The organism is Sphingopyxis sp. CR5, assembly GCF_059693785.1.
The window spans coordinates 37,927-56,212 of the sequence record NZ_JCATIE010000003.1 but is presented as its reverse complement, the minus strand read 5'-3'; the positions used below and the strand labels follow the sequence as shown (position 1 = coordinate 56,212).

The 18,286-nt window shown below is 67.9% G+C and carries 16 protein-coding genes and 1 pseudogene; 12 read left to right on the top strand and 5 right to left on the bottom strand.

Annotated features, from left to right (window positions below; translation table 11 throughout):
• The first annotated feature begins 25 nt into the window (after positions 1-25).
• Genes AC58D2_RS05185 through AC58D2_RS05175 form a run of 3 tightly spaced genes read left to right on the top strand, consistent with a single transcriptional unit; the run spans position 26 to position 5,536 of the window.
• Entirely contained in the window at positions 26-814 is a 789-nt protein-coding gene (locus AC58D2_RS05185; RefSeq protein ID WP_497387978.1) for an ImuA family protein, read from the top strand.
• The gene (locus AC58D2_RS05180; protein WP_497387976.1) at positions 717-2,255 is read left to right on the top strand and encodes a Y-family DNA polymerase; all 1,539 of its coding nucleotides are present in this window, start codon (positions 717-719) and stop codon (positions 2,253-2,255) included. The genes AC58D2_RS05185 and AC58D2_RS05180 overlap by 98 nt, the downstream gene beginning before the upstream one ends.
• On the top strand, positions 2,252-5,536 hold the full coding sequence (locus tag AC58D2_RS05175; protein ID WP_497387974.1) for an error-prone DNA polymerase: 3,285 nt from the start codon (positions 2,252-2,254) through the stop codon (positions 5,534-5,536). The genes AC58D2_RS05180 and AC58D2_RS05175 overlap by 4 nt, the downstream gene beginning before the upstream one ends.
• Before the next feature lie 30 nt (positions 5,537-5,566).
• Here AC58D2_RS05175 and dnaA read toward each other — a convergent pair whose 3' ends face one another.
• The 3 genes from dnaA to mutM all read right to left on the bottom strand — a co-directional run bounded on the left by dnaA (position 5,567) and on the right by mutM (position 8,733).
• Entirely contained in the window at positions 5,567-6,925 is a 1,359-nt protein-coding gene (gene dnaA / locus AC58D2_RS05170; protein WP_497387972.1) for a chromosomal replication initiator protein DnaA, read from the bottom strand.
• A gap of 496 nt (positions 6,926-7,421) precedes the next feature.
• Positions 7,422-7,685, bottom strand: coding sequence for a 30S ribosomal protein S20 (rpsT, locus tag AC58D2_RS05165; RefSeq protein ID WP_497387970.1), 264 nt, complete (start codon positions 7,683-7,685; stop codon positions 7,422-7,424).
• Between the two features lie 235 nt (positions 7,686-7,920).
• Positions 7,921-8,733: a bifunctional DNA-formamidopyrimidine glycosylase/DNA-(apurinic or apyrimidinic site) lyase gene (gene mutM, locus AC58D2_RS05160; protein WP_497387969.1), complete on the bottom strand. Its 813-nt coding sequence runs from the start codon at positions 8,731-8,733 to the stop codon at positions 7,921-7,923.
• 101 nt (positions 8,734-8,834) lie between these two features.
• Between mutM and AC58D2_RS05155 the strand changes: the two genes are divergently transcribed.
• The 9 genes and pseudogenes from AC58D2_RS05155 (at position 8,835) to AC58D2_RS05115 (ending at position 16,330) form a co-directional block, all read left to right on the top strand.
• The gene (locus AC58D2_RS05155) at positions 8,835-9,572 is read left to right on the top strand and encodes a class I SAM-dependent methyltransferase (RefSeq protein WP_497387967.1); all 738 of its coding nucleotides are present in this window, start codon (positions 8,835-8,837) and stop codon (positions 9,570-9,572) included.
• 160 nt (positions 9,573-9,732) lie between these two features.
• On the top strand, positions 9,733-11,289 hold the full coding sequence (ubiB, locus tag AC58D2_RS05150) for a 2-polyprenylphenol 6-hydroxylase (RefSeq protein WP_497387965.1): 1,557 nt from the start codon (positions 9,733-9,735) through the stop codon (positions 11,287-11,289).
• 88 nt (positions 11,290-11,377) lie between these two features.
• Complete coding sequence (locus AC58D2_RS05145) at positions 11,378-12,865, top strand: SulP family inorganic anion transporter (protein ID WP_497387963.1); 1,488 nt, start codon at positions 11,378-11,380, stop codon at positions 12,863-12,865.
• Positions 12,866-12,909: 44 nt separating this feature from the next.
• Positions 12,910-13,155, top strand: a complete 246-nt coding sequence (locus tag AC58D2_RS05140; RefSeq protein ID WP_497387961.1) for a type II toxin-antitoxin system CcdA family antitoxin — start codon at positions 12,910-12,912, stop codon at positions 13,153-13,155.
• Entirely contained in the window at positions 13,155-13,451 is a 297-nt protein-coding gene (locus AC58D2_RS05135) for a CcdB family protein (protein WP_497387959.1), read from the top strand. Before AC58D2_RS05140 ends, AC58D2_RS05135 begins: the two co-directional genes overlap by 1 nt.
• 4 nt (positions 13,452-13,455) lie before the next feature.
• Positions 13,456-14,715, top strand: a complete 1,260-nt coding sequence (gene coaBC / locus AC58D2_RS05130; protein WP_497387957.1) for a bifunctional phosphopantothenoylcysteine decarboxylase/phosphopantothenate--cysteine ligase CoaBC — start codon at positions 13,456-13,458, stop codon at positions 14,713-14,715.
• A pseudogene (gene dut, locus AC58D2_RS05125) lies at positions 14,678-15,139 on the top strand (dUTP diphosphatase); the annotation flags it as partial. The gene coaBC and the pseudogene dut, both read left to right, overlap by 38 nt.
• An 88-nt stretch (positions 15,140-15,227) precedes the next feature.
• Complete coding sequence (locus tag AC58D2_RS05120) at positions 15,228-15,977, top strand: HesA/MoeB/ThiF family protein (RefSeq protein ID WP_497387955.1); 750 nt, start codon at positions 15,228-15,230, stop codon at positions 15,975-15,977.
• The gene (locus AC58D2_RS05115; RefSeq protein ID WP_497387953.1) at positions 15,965-16,330 is read left to right on the top strand and encodes a DsrE family protein; all 366 of its coding nucleotides are present in this window, start codon (positions 15,965-15,967) and stop codon (positions 16,328-16,330) included. The genes AC58D2_RS05120 and AC58D2_RS05115 overlap by 13 nt, the downstream gene beginning before the upstream one ends.
• Before the next feature lie 48 nt (positions 16,331-16,378).
• Here the strand turns inward: AC58D2_RS05115 and AC58D2_RS05110 are convergent, their stop codons facing one another.
• Together AC58D2_RS05110 and prfB are read right to left on the bottom strand one after the other, a co-directional pair.
• Entirely contained in the window at positions 16,379-17,110 is a 732-nt protein-coding gene (locus AC58D2_RS05110) for a class I SAM-dependent methyltransferase (protein WP_497387951.1), read from the bottom strand.
• Positions 17,110-18,237, bottom strand: a complete 1,128-nt coding sequence (prfB, locus tag AC58D2_RS05105; protein WP_497387949.1) for a peptide chain release factor 2 — start codon at positions 18,235-18,237, stop codon at positions 17,110-17,112. Before prfB ends, AC58D2_RS05110 begins: the two co-directional genes overlap by 1 nt.
• Positions 18,238-18,286 lie beyond the last annotated feature (49 nt).

The following is an 18,286-nucleotide window of genomic DNA, read 5'->3' as shown; positions in this document are numbered from 1 at the left end:
TAATAGAACATATAGAGAACATGTCATGCGCGAGTCGTCCTCCTCTCTCGCCGGGCTGCGCCGGCGCGTCGCCCGGATCGCCGCTTCGGGCGCATCCTCCGGTCCTGCGGCCGCGGGGGCGCTGGCGAGCGGGCACGCCGGGTTCGACGCGGCGCTTGGGGGCGGGCTGGCGGTGGGGCGGGTGCATGAACTGTTCGCCGCCGACATGCTCGACGCCGCGAGCGCCGCCGCCTTTGCCGCGATGCTCGCGCTGCGTGGCGGGGGGGAGGCGCCGCTGTTGTGGCTGCGCCCCGCCGACGCGGCGCGCAAGGCGGGTCGGCTTTACACCCCGGGCCTCGCCGAACTCGGCGGCGATCCGGGCCGGTTGCTGCTCGTCGAGACGGGCGATGCCAGGGCGCTGCTCGCCGCCGCGAACGACGCGGTGCGCTGCGCCGGGTCGGCGGCGGTGGTGGTCGAAAGCCACGGCCGGCTTCCCGCGTTCGACCTGACCGCGGGGCGGCGCCTAGCACTCGGCGCGCGCGAGGCCGGAACGACCCTGATCTTGCTGCGCATCGCCGCCGAGCCCGTGCCGAGCGTCGCCGAGACGCGCTGGCGGGTGGCCGCCGCGCCTTCGCGCGACTTGGAGGCCGGGGCACCCGGCGCGCCCGCCTTCGACCTCGAATTGCTGCGCTGGCGCGCCGGCCCCGCGGGCGCGTGCTGGCGGCTGGAGTGGAACCGTGACGAACAAGCCTTCCGCGACGCGGCGCTATCTGGCGCTGGTCTTTCCCTGGCTCCCCGCCGAGCGCTGGAACCGCGCGGCGCCAAGGCCGCCTGAGGCGCCGCTGGTCTTTGCCGAGACGGTGCGCGGCGCACGGCGGCTGGTGAGCGTCGCCCCCGAGGCAGCGGCGCTGGGGCTCGCCCCCGGCATGGCGCTCGCCGATGCGCGCGCGCGCGTCCCCGCGCTGACCGTGGTGCCCCACGACCCCGCCGCCGACGCCGCGTGGCTCGACCGGATCGCCCAGGGCTGCGCGCGCTATACGCCGCTCGTCGCACTCGATGCCCCCGACGGGCTGATCCTCGATATCGCGGGCGCCGCGCACCTGTTCGACGGCGAGACCGGACTGGCGAGCGACGCGGCGATGCGCTGCGACCGGCTCGGCCTGACGCTGCGCCATGCCTTTGGCCCGACCGCCGACGCGGCGCGCGCGCTCGCCCGCTATCCGGCACCCCCCGCCCCCGATGAAGCGGCAGCGATCCGGCGCCTGCCCGTCGCCGCGCTGGAACTCGGGGACGAGGCGACCCGCGCGCTGATCCGCGCCGGATTGAAAACGATCGGCGACCTTTCGAGCCGGCCGATGGCTGGCCTCGCCGCGCGCTTCGGCGCCGACGCGGCGACCGCGCTGCGCCGTATCCTGGGCGACGCGCCAAGCCCGCTCTCCCCGCGCGTGACGCCGCCGCCGGTCGCCGCCGAACGCCGCTTTGCCGAACCGCTCGCGAGCAGCGCCCATGCGATGACGGTGCTCGCCGAGCTGATGGACGAGGTGGCCGCCGACATGGCCGAACGCGGCAAGGGCGGGCGCGGCTTTCGCGCGACCTTCTTTCGCAGCGACGGGCTGGCGCGCTCGATCGCGGTCGAGACCGGCCAGCCGGTGCGCGACGTCGCGCTGGTCATGCGCCTGTTCGCCGAACGGGTCGATACGCTGCGCGACCCGATCGATCCCGGCTTCGGTTTCGACATGATCCGGCTCGTCGTGCCGCGGCTCGATGCGCTCGGATCGAGCCAGTTGAAGCTCGAGGGCGGGGCGGTCCGCACGGCCGCGATCGACGAGCTCGCCGACCGGCTCGCGACGCGGCTCGGGCGCGACCGGGTTCGCAGGCTGCGTCCCGCCGACACGCATATCCCCGAACAGGCGCAGCTCGAACTGCCCGCGGCCGATGCGCCGCCGCCCGCGCGCTGGCCCGAGGCGGAGACCGGCGAACCACCGCTGCGCCCCTTCTACCTCTTCGACCCGCCGCAGCCGATCGAAGTGATCGCCGAGGTGCCCGACGGCCCGCCGCAGCGTTTCCGCTGGCGCCGCGCGCTCCACGCGGTGCGCCTCTACGAAGGGCCCGAGCGCATCGCCGCCGAATGGTGGCGCCGCCGCGACAACAAGGGGCTGACGCGCGATTATTACCGGGTCGAGGATGTGCAGGGGCGGCGTTACTGGCTGTTCCGCCACGGGCTCTACGACGAAAAGGCCGCTCCGCGCTGGTATATCCACGGGCTGTTCGCATGAGCGAAACCCCCCGTCCCGAGCCCGACCCCGACCCTGGCTTCGCCGAGTTGGTCGCCGCGACCAACTACAGCTTCCTCACCGGCGCCTCGCACCCCGCCGAGATGGTCGCCGAGGCGATCGCGCTCGGGATGCGCGGCATCGGCATCGCCGACCGCAACAGCGTCGCGGGGGTGGTGCGCGCCTGGGCGTTCCTGAAAGACCTGCAGGTCAAAGAGGATGCGCGGGCAGCGGGTTTCCGGCTGGTGACGGGGGCACGGCTCGTCTTCGCCGACGGCACCCCCGACATCGTCGCCTATCCGGTCGATCGCCGCGGCTGGGGGCGACTGACCCGCTTGCTCTCGACCGGGAACCGGCGCGCGCAGAAGGGCGATTGCATCCTCCACCTCGACGATCTGCTCGCGTCTTGCGACGGGTTGCTGCTGATCGCGATGGACGGGGACGCGGACCTGCTCCGCACGCTCAAGCGCGCGCGGCCGAAGTCGGTGTGGCTGGCGGCGACGATGCCGCGCGCGGGGCGCGACGCGCGTCGCCTGGCCGAACGCCGGCGGCTGGCGGCGGCGACCGGCGTCCCGTTGCTTGCAACGGGCGACGTGCTCTATGCCACCGCCGCGCAGCGCCCGCTCCACGACATCGTCACCTGCATCCGCGAAGGCACGACGGTCCAGAAAGCGGGCCGGCGGCTGCACGCCAATGGCGAACGCCATCTGAAATCGCCGGCCGAAATGGCGCGATTGTTCGGCGCCTGTCCCGAAGCGGTCGCGGAAAGCGCGAAACTGCTCGCGCGGATCGCCTTCCGGCTGGACGACCTGCGCTACGAATATCCGCACGAGCCGGTGCCGGCGGGCTGGAAGCCCTTTGCCTGGCTCCACCATCTGGTGAAGACCGCGGCGCAGAAACGCTATGGCACGCCGCTTCCCCCCAGGGTGCGCGCGCTGATCGGCAACGAGCTGCGGCTGATCCGCAAGCGCGGTTATGTCTTTTATTTCCTGACCGTTTACGATCTCGTCCGCTTCGCGCGGGCACAGGACCCGCCGATCCTGTGCCAGGGTCGCGGTTCGGCAGCCAATTCGATCATCTGTTTCCTGCTCGGCGTGACCTCGGTCGACCCGATGCGGCACGAACTGCTGTTTTCACGCTTCATTTCGGCCGAGCGCGACGAACCGCCCGACATCGACGTCGATTTCGAGCATGAGCGGCGCGAGGAGGTGATCCAGCATATCTATGGCCGCTATGGGCGCGAACGCGCGGGGATCGCCGCGACGGTCATCCACTATCGCCCGCGCAGCACGATTCGCGAGGTCGGCAAGGCACTGGGCTTCAGCGAGGATGTGACCGCGCGGCTCGCCGACACGAGCTGGGGAAGCTGGGGCGACGAGGTGCCGGTGGAGCGGCTGGTCGAGGCCGGGCTCGATCCGCGCAATGGCGAGATCGGGCGGCTGCACCGGTTTGTCGGCGAATTGCTGAAGGCGCCGCGCCACCTGTCACAGCATGTCGGCGGTTTCGTGCTGACCGAAGGGCGGCTCGACGAGCTGGTGCCGATCCATAATGCCGCGATGGAGGACCGCACCTTCATCGAATGGGACAAGGACGATATCGACGCGCTGGGCCTGATGAAGGTCGACGTGCTCGCGCTCGGCATGCTGACCTGCATCCGCAAATGTTTCGACCTGATGCGCGCGCACGGGCTCGGCGACCGGACGCTGGAGGTCGACATCGATTGCGACGACCCGGCCGTCTATGACATGCTCCGGCGCGGCGACAGCATCGGCGTGTTCCAGGTCGAAAGCCGGGCGCAGATCAACATGCTGCCGCGGCTGAAACCAAAGGAATTCTATGACCTCGTGGTGCAGGTCGCAATCGTTCGTCCGGGGCCGATCGAGGGGGACATGGTGCATCCCTATCTTCGGCGGCGCAGCGGCGAGGAGCCGGTCGACTATCCTTCCCCCGCGCCGCCGCACCCCCCCGACGAGCTGCATGGCGTGCTGGGCAAGACCTATGGCGTCCCGCTGTTCCAGGAACAGGCGATGAAGCTGGCGATGGTCGCCGCGGACTTCACTCCCGACGAAGCCAATGGCCTGCGCCGCGCGATGGCGACCTTCCGCAATGTGGGGACGATGGAGAATTTTCGCGATAAAATGATCGGCGGCATGACCGCGCGCGGCTACGAACGCGATTTCGCCGAACGCTGCTTCAAGCAGATCGAGGGGTTCGGCAGCTATGGCTTTCCCGAAAGCCACGCCCAATCCTTTGCGCGGCTGGTCTATGTCTCCTCGTGGATCAAGCACCATCACCCCGCGGTCTTCGCCTGCGGGCTGCTCAATTCGCAGCCGATGGGTTTCTATGCCCCCGCGCAGCTCGTCCGCGACGCGCGCGACCATGGCGTCGAGGTGCGCGGGGTCGACGTCAATGCGAGCGGTTGGGACAACAGCCTCGAGCGCCGCGAAGACGGCAGCCTCGCACTCCGGCTCGGTTTCCGCCAGGTCGACGGATTCCGCGAGGCCTGGGCCGATGCGATCGCCCTGGCGCGCAGCGCGCCCTTTGCCAGCGTCGAGGAGCTGGCACGGCGCGCGTCCCTTCCTTCCCGCGCCTTGCGCCTGCTCGCCGAGGCCGACGCGTGCGGATCGATGGGGCTCGACCGGCGTCCCGCATTGTGGAACGCGCGGCGGGTGCGGCAGGGGGTGCTGCCGCTGTTCGATGCCGCCGGTGCGGGCGAACTGGGTGCCGAAGCCGATGCAAAGCTGCCGCCGATGCCGCGCGTCGAACAGGTGCTCACCGATTACCAGACGACGCGCCTGTCGCTGAAAGGGCATCCGATGGCTTTCCTGCGCGAGGCGTTCGCGAAGGAGGGGGTGCTGAGCTGCCCGGAGACTGCGGCGGCGAAGAACGGCCGCATCGTCCGCACCGCGGGGGTGGTGCTGATCCGCCAGCGCCCGGGCAAGGGCAATGCGATCTTCATCACGCTCGAGGACGAGGGCGGGATCGTCAATGTGCTGTTATGGGCGCGCCACTTCGAACGCTATCGCCGCGCCGTCATGGCGTCGCGGCTGATGCTGGTCGAGGGCGAGGTGCAACGCAGCAAGGAGGGCGTCGTCCACCTGATGGCGTCGCGCATCGTCGATCGCACCGCGATGCTCGACGCGCTGGGAACCGGCCCGCGCGTCGAGCCCGCCCTGGCGCGTGCCGACGAGGGGAAGCATCCGCAATATCCCCGCAATGCGTCGCCGCGACACGGCCATCCGCGCGATGTGCGTATCCTGCCGAAATCACGCGATTTTCATTGAGGCGGCGCGCCGCGCCCCGGCCGAGACCGATCAGCTGTTGAGGCTGCGACGGATCGCGGCGATTTCGGCGTCGAGTTCGCTGTCGGTGACACGCAGCGACTCGACGGTGCGGACCGCGTGGATCACCGTCGAATGGTCGCGCCCACCGAACCGGCGGCCGATTTCGGGATAGGAACGCGGCGTCAGTTCCTTGGCCAGATACATCGCGACCTGGCGTGGCCGCGCGATCGCCCGAACGCGGCGCTTCGATGCCATCTCGGCCTTGTCGAGCTTGTAATGGGCGCAGACCGCGCGCTGGATCTCGTCGATCGTGATCCGCGGACGCGCGCTGCGGACATTTTCGGCAAGCCGGTCCTCGGCGAGCGCGAGATCGACCCGCACCCCCGTGAGCGCGGCATAGGCGAGCAGCTTGTTGAGCGCGCCCTCCAGCTCGCGGATGTTGCGCGTGAAATGCTTGACCAGATAGGCGACGACATCATCGGGCACATCGACCATCGGCATCGCGGCGAGCCGCTGGCGGATGATGCGGTCGCGCAGATCGTCCTCGGGCGCCTCGATATCGGCGACGAGCCCGCCCGACAGCCGCGACAACAGCCGCGCCTCGACCCCGTCGAGCATCGCGGGCGGCCGGTCGGCGGTGACGACGAGCCGCTTGCCCGAGCACATCAGGTCGTCGATCGTGTGGAGCAGCTCTTCCTGGGTCGAATTCTTGCCGATCACGAATTGCAGGTCGTCGAGCAGCAGCAGGTCGGCGGCGCGCAGCCGCGCCTTGAACGCCATCATGTCGCCGCCGCGCATCGCGCCGACGAATTCGAGCATGAATTTTTCGGCCGACATCAGGATGATCGTCGCCGTGGGATGTTCGGCCTCATACGCCTGCGCGATCGCGTGGAGCAGGTGCGTCTTGCCCTGCCCGGTGCCCGAACAAAGATAGAGCGGATTGAACTGCGGCGCTTCGACCATCGCCATGCGGCGTGCGGCGTTGGCGGCAAGGATGTTGCTGCGCGCGACAACGAAGCGATCGAAGCCAAGTTTCGTATCGAAGGCCGATGGCGCGGCCGGCGCCGCGACGGTGGCGGGCGCGAGCGGCGGCAGCGGCGGCGCGGTCATCGCCGCCTGTCGCTCGGCCGCACCGGTACCCGCCCGCACGAGCACCGAACGCACCGCCGGCAGATGATGCCGCCACGCAAGCTCGAGCCGGTCGCCGAAGCGTTCGTTGATCCAGTTGGCCGAAAAGCGACTCGCCGTCTCCAGCGTCACGACGCCCGACAGCGTGCAGAAATCGGCAAAGCGCACCGGCTTCAGCCAGTGGTCGAACGTCCGCGCGCCGAGATCGCGGCGCAATCCCTCGGCAACACGCGGCCAGAGCGCGGCGGCATCGCCGCTCATCGCTCCATGTCCCGTGCTGCTGCCATGGCTGTCCCCTTTGCCGTCACGTGATTCCGTCCCCCTCGCTGGCCCCCGTGTCGCCGCCTCGACGCGCGGCGACCGCCCACACGCCGACCCCATCGCCTGCGACCGAGGGCGCAAGCGTCCCGTCCCGGACACAAGGGCCCGAAAGCGAACGAATCATGTCAATGTGGCGGCCGCCGGCGAAGGCTGGCGACGTCCCTTGTTAGGCAGGAGAAACGGCAACGATCAAGGCTGCGGCGCGTAAAAAATCTGAAATAAAGCGCTTGACTCATCGCACCTCCCGGAAATGCGAAGGAGGGGTAATTTATCGTTATATTTCAATATCATGTAGGAGCTTCGCATTCGCCCCTGCAACGAATCGCGGCGAATCCGTCACTTACCGCGTTGCAACAGCAATGACTTTTTGCAGTCACAAAAAAGACCCGCCGGAAAACCGGCGGGTCCTTGATCCGAAGCGAGCCGTGAAGGCGAATCAGCCGATCGCGTTCACGCTCTTCGTCAGGCGCGAATATTTGCGCGCGACGGTGTTCTTGTGCAGCACGCCCTTCGCGACGCCGCGCGCCATTTCGGGCTGCGCCGCGGCGAGCGCGGCGGCGGCCGCGTCCTTGTCGCCGGCGGCGACGGCGACTTCGACCTTCTTCACCAGCGTGCGGATGCGCGACACGCGGTTCTTGTTGACGATCGTGCGCGCGGTGTTGCGGCGGATGCGCTTCTTTGCCTGCGGCGTATTGGCCATAAGTTCCTCAAAATTTCCAATCGGTTCAACGGTCGGAGCACAGCCGAAAGCGGAGCAGCCGAATCGCGCATGGGCAGCGAATCAATGTCCGGATACGGCCGGTTCCGGAAGACCGGACCCTGCTCGAAGGGTGCGCCCATAGCCATCAAGGACGGTCGGGTCAATGCTTTTCCGCCCGATTTGCGTCGCGACCGGGGGCCACCGCGCCTCCGGACGCCGGGGGGCAACCGTGCGATCACCGCTGGCATGCCGGGCAATAGAAGGTCGATCGTCCCGACTGGACGATGCGCGCGATCGTGCCGCCGCATTCGCAGGCCTCGCCCTCGCGGCCATAGACGCGCCAGTCCTTCGCGAAATAGCCGAGGTCGCCTTCCGGACTCAGAAAGTCGCGCAGCGTCGATCCGCCGGCGGCGATCGCCGCGGCCAGCACCGCCTTGATGGCAGGGACGAGGAGCGCCAGCTTGGCACGGGGCACGTCGGCGGCGGCGCGTGTCGGTGCGATCCGCGCCATGTTGAGCGCTTCGCAGACATAGATGTTGCCGAGCCCCGCTACGACCGTCTGGTCGAGCAGCATCGCCTTGATCGGAGCCCGGCGCCCCGCCAGCGCCCGCGCCAGATAGGCCGCGTCGAAATCGTCGGCCAGCGGCTCCGGCCCCAGCGTCACGAAGGCTGGGAAGCGCGCGAGCGGGTCGCCCGTCACCAGATCGACCGACCCGAAGCGTCGCGGATCGTGGAGGAAGAGGCGGTGTCCCACGCCGGTTTCGAGCAGCAGATGATCGTGCTTGCCCGGGTCGCCCCCTTCGGTGCGCCAGCGTCCCGACATGCCGAGGTGGAAGATCATATGATCGTCGCGGTCGGTCGAAACGATGCCATATTTGGCCCGCCGCGACAGCCGCGTGACGGTCGCTCCGGTCAGCCGCTGCGCAAGATCGACCGGAAACGGACGGCGCAAATCGGGGCGAAAGGTGCTGACGGTCACGAGCCGTTGCCCCTCGAGGAAGGGCGCGAGACCGCGCACGGTGGTTTCGACTTCGGGTAGCTCGGGCATAGGTTCCGACCCCCGCGCTACGCGCCATTTGCGCGCACGGCAAGGCCCGGCTAAAGGCGCGGGACAGCAGTTCCGCTCTCTCCTTTCGCAAAGGCGCGCACATGGCGACCCCCGATACCGTGAGCTTCGGCTATGAGCAGGTGCCCGTGGGCGAGAAAACCGCGAAGGTCGGCGAGGTGTTCAGCCGCGTCGCCCGGAAATACGACATCATGAACGACGCGATGTCGGGCGGCCTGCACCGGTTGTGGAAGGATCGTTTCGTGCGCCGGGTCAAGCCGCGCGCGGGCGAGGCAATCCTCGACATGGCCGGCGGGACGGGCGACATCGCCTTTCGCATGGAACCGTCGGGCGCGAGCATCACGGTTGCCGACATCAACCCCGACATGCTGGGCGTCGGCATGGAGCGTGCCGCCGAACGCGGCATCGACACGCTCGTCTGGTCCGAGCAGAATGCCGAGGCGTTGAGCTTTCCGGACCAGTTCTTCGACGCCTATACGATCGCCTTCGGCATCCGCAACGTCACCGACATTCCCGCCGCGCTGAAAGAGGCGCATCGCGTGCTGCGCTATGGCGGGCGGTTCTTCTGCCTGGAATTCTCGACCAACGAATGGCCCGGTTTCGCCCAGGTTTACGACGCCTATTCGCATCACCTGGTGCCCAGGCTGGGCAAGCTGATCGCCGACGACGAGGACAGCTATCGCTATCTGATCGAATCGATCCGCCGCTTTCCGCCGATGCCCGCATTCGCCCAGATGATCCGCGAGGCGGGCTTCACGGCGGTCAAGGCCGAGCCGATCCTGGGCGGACTGGTCGCGATCCACAGCGGGTGGAAGGCGTGAGGGGGGCAAAGTTCCTTAAACCCCTCCCCTTCAGGGGAGGGGCAGCGAGACTTGCCAGCTTGCTGGCTAGTCGCAGCGGGGTGGGGGCTGGCAGCCTACGCCGCGCCGGTCCGCGAGCCCCCACTCCAACCCCTCCCCTGAAGGGGAGGGGCTTTGACTTATGACCCGTCCCGTCACGCATATTGTCCGGCTGCTGAAATGGGGCCGCATCCTTGCGCGCCACGGGGCGCTGCGCGGGATCGAAGGCGCACCGGCGACACCGACCGGAGTCAAGCGGCTGTGCCGCATCGCCCGCCTGGGCACGATCCAGCCGAAGGTGCCCGATTATGCCGCCGCCTTCCAGGCGATCGGTCCCGCCGCGGTCAAGCTGGGGCAGACGCTCGCGACGCGCCCCGATCTGGTCGGCGAGGAAGCGGCGCGTAACCTGCTGACCTTGCAGGATGCACTTGCCCCGGTCGCCTTCGAGCGCATCAGGGCCGAGATCGAGCAGACGTTCGAAGCCCCCCTCGAGTCGCTTTATGCCGACTTCGATCCCCGGCCCGTCGGGTCGGCGTCGATCGCGCAGGTCCATCGGGCCGTGACGGCGGACGGACGGCAGGTCGCGGTGAAGGTCCGTCGCCCCGGAATCGACAAGCAATTCGCGCGCGACATCGACACCTATGAATGGGCCGCGGCGCACCTCGAAGCGTTCGGCGGCGAGGCGGCGCGGCTGCGGCCACGGCAGGTGATCGCCAATTTCCGGCGCTGGACCCTGCGCGAGCTCGACCTGCGGCGCGAGGCGGCATCGGCGTCCGAACTGCGCGACGCGATGGCCGCCGATCCCACCTATGAAGTTCCGGCGATCGACTGGGACCGGACCGCGAGCCGGGTGATGACGCTCGGGTGGATCGACGGGATCAAGATCTCGCACCGCGAACAGCTGATCGCCGCGGGGCACGACATGGAGGCGCTGGCGACGAACCTTGTCCATGCGTTTTTGCGCCAGGCGATCGCCGAAGGCTTTTTCCACGCCGACATGCACCAGGGCAATTTGTTCGTGAAGGCCGACGGGACGATCGCGGCGGTCGATTTCGGCATCATGGGGCGCATCAACCGGCAGGCACGCTACTGGCTCGCGGAGATTCTCTATGGCCTGACCACGGGCAATTACCGCCGCGTCGCCGAAATCCATTTCGAGGCGCAATATGTCCCCGACTATCACAGCGTCGAAGAGTTCGCGACGGCCCTCCGCGCGGTCGGCGAGCCGATGCGCGGCAAGCCGGTGAGCGAACTTTCGGTCGGCCAGATGCTCGACGGACTGTTCGCGATCACGCGCGATTTCGACATGCAGACCCAGCCCCACCTGCTGCTTCTGCAAAAAACGATGGTGATGGTCGAAGGCGTCGCGACGATGCTCAACCCCGGCATCAATATGTGGGACGTGTCGGGTCCGTTCGTGCGCGAATGGATCCGCGACGAGCTCGGCCCCGAAGCGGCGCTCGCCGACGGATTGCGCGAACAGGGCAGGACGCTGGCACTGATCCCCGACATCGTCCGCCGGCTCGACCAGCAATTGCCGAAAAAGGGCGCGGCGCCGCCGGCGCCGCCGCTGCCCGACATTCCGTTGATGTGGGACAGGGGCGAAAAGCGCGTCTGGTGGCGCTATGTGTTGACGGCGCTGGGCGGAGCGGCAATGGCCGTCGCCGCGATGACCTGGCTGCCCCTCACCCCGCCCTAGCGCGGCCTGATCCGCGCCCGTTTCTTTCGCGCCCGCGGTCGCCGATGGCCGCAGGCCGCACGCATTCCTGACAAAAAAGGAGGGCATCATGGCTCTTCACAATGATTTTCGCCGCGACTGGCTCGCGAACCCTCGCACCGAATTCCTCTCCGGCCTCGTCGTCGCGCTGGCGCTGATTCCCGAGGCGATCGGCTTTTCGATCATCGCCGGGGTCGATCCGCGCGTCGGCCTCTATGCGAGTTTCTCGATCGCCGTGATCATCGCGATGGTCGGCGGCCGCCCCGGAATGATCAGCGCGGCGACCGCCGCGGTCGCAGTTCTGGTCGGCCCGCTGGTGCGCGAGCATGGCGTCGAATATCTCTTCGCCGCGACGATATTGATGGGGGTGTTCCAGGGGATCGCGGCGCTGTTGCGGCTCGACCTCCTCATGCGCTTCGTCTCGCGCTCGGTCATCACCGGCTTCGTCAACGCGCTCGCAATCCTGATCTTCATGGCACAATTGCCGCAGCTCACGGGCGAGGCGATGAGCGTCGCGACCTATGCGATGGTCGCGGCGGGGCTCGCGATCATCTATGGCCTGCCGCGCCTGACCACCGCCGTCCCCTCGCCGCTCGTCGCGATCGTGCTGCTCGCCGCCGCCTCGATCTGTTTCGGCGCCGACGTCTTCACCGTCGGCGACATGGGCAAATTGCCCGACAGCCTGCCCTTCTTTCACCTGCCGGACGTGCCGCTGACGTGGGACACGCTGCGCATCGTCGCGCCCTTTTCGCTGGCGATGGCGGCGGTCGGACTGCTCGAAAGCCTGCTCACGGCATCGATCGTCGACGACATGACCGAGACGCGCAGCGACAAGCGCCGCGAGACCTGGGGCCAGGGGGTCGCCAATTTCGTCACCGGCTTCATCGGCGGCATGGGCGGCTGCGCGATGATCGGCCAGTCGGTGATCAACATCAAATCGGGCGGGCGGCGCCGGCTGTCGACCTTCGTCGCCGGCGTGATGCTGCTCGTGCTGATCGTCGCGCTGGGGCGCTGGGTCGCGCAGATTCCGATGCCCGCGCTGGTCGCGGTGATGATCTTCGTGTCGATCTCGACCTTCCGCTGGAAAAGCTTTGCCGAAACGCTGCACCATCCCTGGCCGTCGAACGTCGTGATGATCGCGACCGTCGCGATGGTCGTCGCGACCCACGACCTGTCGATCGGCGTGCTGACGGGCGTCCTGCTCTCGGGCATTTTTTTCGCGTGGAAGGTTCGCGAGCTGCTGACGATCGACAGCGACGTCGAGGGCGCCACCCGCCGCTATCACATCGAAGGACAGATATTCTTCGCCTCGGTGGACAGGCTCTACGAGGCGATGGAGTTCAACGAAGTCGGCGTCGAGACGGTGGTGATCGACGTCCACGACGCGCATTTCTGGGATATTTCGGCGACCGGAATGCTCGACAAGATCGTCCTGCGGCTGCGCGGCGAGGGCAAGACGGTCGAGCTGATCGGGCTCAACGAGGCGAGCGCCACGCTGGTCGACAAATATGGCGAGCATCAAAAGCCCTTCGCGAGCCTTGGCATGGTCGGGCATTGATCGGCGGCGGGTATGCGCATATGTAATGCGCAAGGAGAATGGCGATGAACCGTCCGGCGCGTTTCGAAGGGCCCAAGAAGGCGACCAATGTTTCGTTGAATGCGGAGCTGGTCGAGGAAGCCAGAAAGCTCGGCATCAATGTCAGCGAGGCATGTCAGTCAGGCCTTGCGGCGCAGGTCAAAGCGGCTCGCGATGCCGCGTGGAAACAAGAAAATCGCGCAGCGATTGAAAGCTGGAACGACTATATCCGAAAGAATGGCATGCCCTATGACACATATCGGCAGTTCTGATGGCGCGATACGACGTCTATCCCGGCTCGCGCGGGCTGGGCTATCTTCTCGATTGCCAAAGTGATCTGCTCGATGATCTGGTCACGCGGGTGGTCGTCCCCCTCATGCCGATTGCCGGCTTCGAGCCGGTGCCGCGGCTCAATCCGGTCTTTGCGGTAAATGACGAGGCAATGGTGATGGCGACCCAATTGATCTTTGCGATACCGCGCGAGCGGCTCCGGCGGCCTGTGGCCAATCTGGATGCCGAACATTTCACCATTGTCGGCGCGCTCGACGTTCTTCTGACGGGATATTGAGGCGATGACGGCGAAACGCATCCTGCTGATCATCGGCGGCGGCATCGCGGCCTACAAGAGCATCGAGCTCGTCCGCCTCCTGCGCAAATCGGGGCATGTCGTGCGCTGCGTGCTGACGCGCGCGGGCGAGCAGTTCGTGACGCCGCTGACCCTCGCGGCCTTGAGCGAGAACAAGGTGTATACCAGCCTCTTCGACCTGAAGGACGAGGTCGAGATGGGGCATATCCAGCTGAGCCGCGAGGCCGATCTGGTCGTCGTCGCCCCGGCGACCGCCGACCTGATGGCAAAGATGGCGGCGGGCATCGCCGACGATCTGGCGACCACCCTGCTGCTGGCGACCGACAAGCCGGTGCTCGCCGCACCCGCGATGAATGTCCGCATGTGGCTGCACCCCGCGACGCAGCGCAATGTCGCGACGCTGCGCGGCGACGGGGCGACGGTGATCGACCCCGACGAGGGCGAGATGGCGTGCGGCGAATATGGCCCCGGCCGCCTGCCCGAACCGGCGGCGATCCATGCCGCGATCGTCGAGGCGCTGCGCACCGCGGCGCCGCTGCCGCTTGCCGGCCAGCCCGATTTCGCGCCGTCGCGCCACCGGCCGCTTTATGGCCGCCGCATCCTGATCACCGCGGGACCGACGCACGAGCCGATCGACCCGGTGCGCTACATCGCCAACCGGTCGAGCGGCAAGCAGGGCTTTGCGATCGCCGCCGCGGCCGCAGAGGCCGGCGCGGAGGTGCTGTTGATCGCAGGCCCGGTGCCGCTGCCCACGCCGCCGGGCGTGATGCGCGTCGACGTCGAGACCGCGCGCGACATGGCAAAGGAGGTCGCGGACGGCCTGCCGGTCGATGCCGCGATCATGGTCGCCGCCGTCGCCGACTGGCGCGCCGCCGATACCAGCAAGCAAAAGATCAAGAAGGACGGCAGCGGTGCCGTCCCGCCGCTCGCGCTTGCGGAAAACCCCGACATATTGGCGAGCGTCGCCAACAGCGCCGACCGCCCCGCGCTGCTGGTCGGCTTTGCCGCCGAAACCAACGACGTGATCGCCCATGCCAAAGCGAAGCTGGCGCGAAAGAAGTGCGACTGGATCGTCGCCAACGATGTGTCCGCCGACCCGATGGGCGGCGAAACGAACCGCGTCCATATCGTCAGCAAGGACGGTGTGGACAGTTGGGACCGGCTGCCCAAGGACGCCGTCGCCCGCAAGTTGATGGAAAAGATTGCCGATGAACTCGACCTCCGTTCACCCCCTGCCCCCGATTGAAATCCGGCTGCTGCGGCTTCCCAACGGGGGCGGCCTGCCGCTGCCCGCCTATGCCAGCGAAGGCGCGGCGGGGATGGATATCGTCGCGGCGGAAACGCTGACGCTGCGCCCCGGCGCGCGCCAGGCGGTCGCGACCGGCTTCGCGATGGCGATCCCGCCGGGATATGAGGTGCAGGTGCGCCCGCGTTCGGGCCTCGCCCTGAAACATGGCATCACCTGCCTGAACACGCCGGGAACGATCGACAGCGACTATCGCGGCGAAGTGAAAGTGATCCTGGCAAATCTGTCCGAGGACAATTTCGAGATCAGGCGCGGCGACCGCATCGCCCAGATCGTCCCCGCCCCGGTGCAGCGCGCCGCCTTCGCAGAGGTCGAGGCGCTCGACGACACGGCGCGCGGCGCCGGGGGCTTCGGGTCGACCGGCGTGGCGAGCCCCGAGGACGAGCCGGCCGGAAAGCCGGCGGACGTCGGCTCGCTGGCCGCCATGAAGATGCGGCGCCCGGGCGAATAATGTGCTCAGCGACGCCGAACTCGACCGCTATGCGCGCCAGATCATCGTGCCGCAGTTCGGCGGCGCGGGTCAGGCGAAGCTGAAGGCCGCGCATGTGGCGGTGATCGGCGCGGGCGGCATCGGCTGCCCGGCGATCGCCTATCTGGCGGCGGCGGGGGTCGGGACGCTGACGATCGTCGACGACGATGCCGTCGAACTATCGAACCTGCATCGCCAGCCGCTGTTCACCGACGCCGACATCGGGCGGCCCAAAGCGGAAATCGCCGCCGAGGCCATCGACCGTATAAATCCACACGTCGATTTCGCAGCCCGGATTGCCCGGCTTACAGAGGCCAACGCCAAAACATTGCTGTCCGGCGCAACGCTTATCCTCGATGGCAGCGATAATTTCGACACGCGGCTCGCCGTCAACCGCGCCGCGGTCGCGCTCGAAATTCCTCTGCTCAGCGCCGCGATCGGTGCGTTCGAAGGACAGGTCGCGCTGTACGAAGGCTGGCGCGACGACAGCCCCTGCTATGCCTGCCTCGTCGGCGCCGACCCCGACCGCGAGGCGGTCAATTGCGCCGAGACGGGGGTGATGGGGGCGCTCGCGGGGATGATCGGCACGATGGCGGCGCTGGAAGCGGTGCGCGCGCTGGCCGGCTGGGGACGGCCGCTCACCGGACGACTGGCGATCCTCGACATGCTCGAGCGACGCTGGCGCGAGGTCGGCGTCGCCAAGGACCCGGACTGTCCGACATGCCGGCGCTGAGCCTGATCGTCGCAAGCCCCGACGGCGGGCGCCTCTATGCCGCGCTCGAGACCGCGATGGCGGCGGCGGCGCTCGGGTGGCGGGCGCGACTGTTCGTGCAGGGCGAAGCGGTCGCGCTGCTCCGCCGCCCGATGACGTTCGCGGGCGATGCCGCGCGCCGCGCCGCAGGGCAGCCCGACCTTATGCAGATGATCGAGGAAGCCGCGGCGATGGAGGTCGAACTCGTCGCCTGCCAGTCGGGCCTCGCGCTGGCGGGGCTGACGGCCGCGCACATCGTGCCCGAGGCGCGCATGGGCGGACTGGTCGGTTTTCTGGCGGCGATGGACGATGAGGAACGACTAGTCGCCTATTGATAATGACGCTGCGCTCAAGACCGACGGGTGTCGGCTCCCCATCCGGGTTCAGGGATTCTCGCATACCTTGATGGCGCCCGGATCGGGCCGCTTGCCGGCCGGGATGAAACGCGCGAGATAGCCGCCCGCGGTCTGCTTGTCGTCATAGGACAACAGCTTGTAGCCGACCGCATCGAACTCGCAGACCAGCAGGCGGAACGGGGTGCCATGCTTGGCAATCGGGCGATCGCCGTCAACGACGATCACTTGTCCGCCACGGCGAAGCGCCGGCCGCAGCCGCCAGAGGAAAGCGTAAGGTTCGCCGATTTCATGGTACATATGCACCATGAAAACGCGGTCGAAGCTGTTTTCGGGAAGCCGCGGGTCGTCGACCGCGCCAAGCTTGAGCGACACATTGTCGAGCCGTTCGCGCGCGACGCGATCGGCAAGCCGCTCGATCACTTCGGGCTGGATATCCTGTGCCAGAACGCGCCCGCCCGCGCCCACGCGCGCGGCAAGGCGGACGGTGTAATAGCCGTCGCCGGCGCCGATGTCGGCGACGGTCATCCCCGGGCGGACGTCGGCCGAGTCCATGATGTCCTCGGCCTCGTTGACGCGGTCGCGCGCCTCTTCGGTCGACCATTTCGTCGCGCCGACCGCCGCGACCGGGCGATCGGCCGGTGGGAACTTGCGCGCCGTTTCGATCCGGTCGTCGTCGGAGTCCCACGGCGAATTGCAGCCGCCGAGCAGGAAAAGCAGCATCGATGCCGCCAGCCCGACCCGAACGCCCGCACGCACCATCAGTCGATATCCTCCACCTCGACCTTTTCGCCGCTCACCTTCTGCGACAGCGCGGCGGCCATGAAGGGGTCGAGAGCGCCGTCGAGCACGTCCTGCGGTGCGGTCGAGGTGACGCCGGTGCGCAGGTCCTTCACGAGCTGATAGGGCTGAAGGACATAAGAGCGGATCTGGTGGCCCCAGCCGATCTCGGTCTTGGCCTGATATTCGCCCGACGCCTCGGCCTCGCGCTTCTGCAGTTCGGCCTCGTACATCCGCGCCTTCAGCATCCCCATCGCGGTCGCACGGTTCTTGTGCTGCGAACGGTCGTTCTGGCTCGCGACGACGATACCCGTCGGGATATGGGTGATCCGCACCGCCGAGTCGGTCGTGTTGACGTGCTGGCCGCCCGCGCCCGAGGCGCGATAGGTGTCGATCTTGAGGTCGCCTTCGTTGATGTCGATCTGGATGTCGTCGTCGATGACGGGATAGACCCAGACGCTCGAAAAGCTGGTGTGGCGCCGCGCCGAACTGTCGTAGGGCGAGATGCGGACGAGGCGATGGACCCCGCTTTCGGTCTTGGCATAGCCATAGGCGTTTTCGCCCTTCACCAGCATCGTCGCGGACTTGATCCCGGCCTGTTCGCCCGCCTGATATTCGACGAGTTCGACCTTCATCCCGCGCTTTTCGGCCCAGCGCATGTACATCCGCTGCAGCATCTCGGCCCAGTCCTGGCTCTCGGTGCCGCCAGCGCCGGCATGGACCTCTATATAGCAGTCGTTGCCGTCGGCCTCGCCCGCCAGCAGCGCCTTGATCTTGTCGTCTTCGGCGCGCGCGGCCAGTGCGGCGAGGCTTTCGACCGCATCGTCGATCAGCGCGTCGTCGCCTTCCATTTCGGCGAGTTCGATCAGCTCGGCGGTGTCGCCCATCTCTTTCTCGATCGCGCGCGTCGCGGTGACCGCCTCGTCGAGGCGGCGGCGCTCGCGCATCACCTCCTGCGCGGCCTTGGGATCGTCCCACAGCGTCGGGTCCTCGACCTTTGCATTCAGTTCGTCGAGCCGCCGCAGCGCGCGATCCCAGTCGAGGAAGCGGCGAAGCAGCGCGAGCGCGGCGTTGATCGTATCGATATGGTCCTGCGCTTCGGCGCGCATGTCTATGCTCCTGAATCAGTCGGTTCTACGCCCTAGTGGCTGGCGCGCC

Excerpts from the sequence above, each read along its gene's own strand:
- AC58D2_RS05140 (WP_497387961.1), top strand. The coding sequence starts at position 12,910 with ATGAACCGTCCGGCGCGTTTCGAAGGGCCCAAGAAGGCGACCAATGTT.
- rpsT (WP_497387970.1), bottom strand. The coding sequence starts at position 7,685 with ATGGCCAATACGCCGCAGGCAAAGAAGCGCATCCGCCGCAACACCGCG.
- AC58D2_RS05135 (WP_497387959.1), top strand. The coding sequence starts at position 13,155 with ATGGCGCGATACGACGTCTATCCCGGCTCGCGCGGGCTGGGCTATCTT.
- AC58D2_RS05155 (WP_497387967.1), top strand. The coding sequence starts at position 8,835 with ATGGCGACCCCCGATACCGTGAGCTTCGGCTATGAGCAGGTGCCCGTG.
- AC58D2_RS05110 (WP_497387951.1), bottom strand. The coding sequence starts at position 17,110 with ATGGTGCGTGCGGGCGTTCGGGTCGGGCTGGCGGCATCGATGCTGCTT.
- AC58D2_RS05175 (WP_497387974.1), top strand. The coding sequence starts at position 2,252 with ATGAGCGAAACCCCCCGTCCCGAGCCCGACCCCGACCCTGGCTTCGCC.
- prfB (WP_497387949.1), bottom strand. The coding sequence starts at position 18,237 with ATGCGCGCCGAAGCGCAGGACCATATCGATACGATCAACGCCGCGCTC.
- AC58D2_RS05145 (WP_497387963.1), top strand. The coding sequence starts at position 11,378 with ATGGCTCTTCACAATGATTTTCGCCGCGACTGGCTCGCGAACCCTCGC.
- AC58D2_RS05115 (WP_497387953.1), top strand. The coding sequence starts at position 15,965 with ATGCCGGCGCTGAGCCTGATCGTCGCAAGCCCCGACGGCGGGCGCCTC.
- coaBC (WP_497387957.1), top strand. The coding sequence starts at position 13,456 with ATGACGGCGAAACGCATCCTGCTGATCATCGGCGGCGGCATCGCGGCC.
- ubiB (WP_497387965.1), top strand. The coding sequence starts at position 9,733 with ATGACCCGTCCCGTCACGCATATTGTCCGGCTGCTGAAATGGGGCCGC.
- mutM (WP_497387969.1), bottom strand. The coding sequence starts at position 8,733 with ATGCCCGAGCTACCCGAAGTCGAAACCACCGTGCGCGGTCTCGCGCCC.
- AC58D2_RS05185 (WP_497387978.1), top strand. The coding sequence starts at position 26 with ATGCGCGAGTCGTCCTCCTCTCTCGCCGGGCTGCGCCGGCGCGTCGCC.
- dnaA (WP_497387972.1), bottom strand. The coding sequence starts at position 6,925 with ATGAGCGGCGATGCCGCCGCGCTCTGGCCGCGTGTTGCCGAGGGATTG.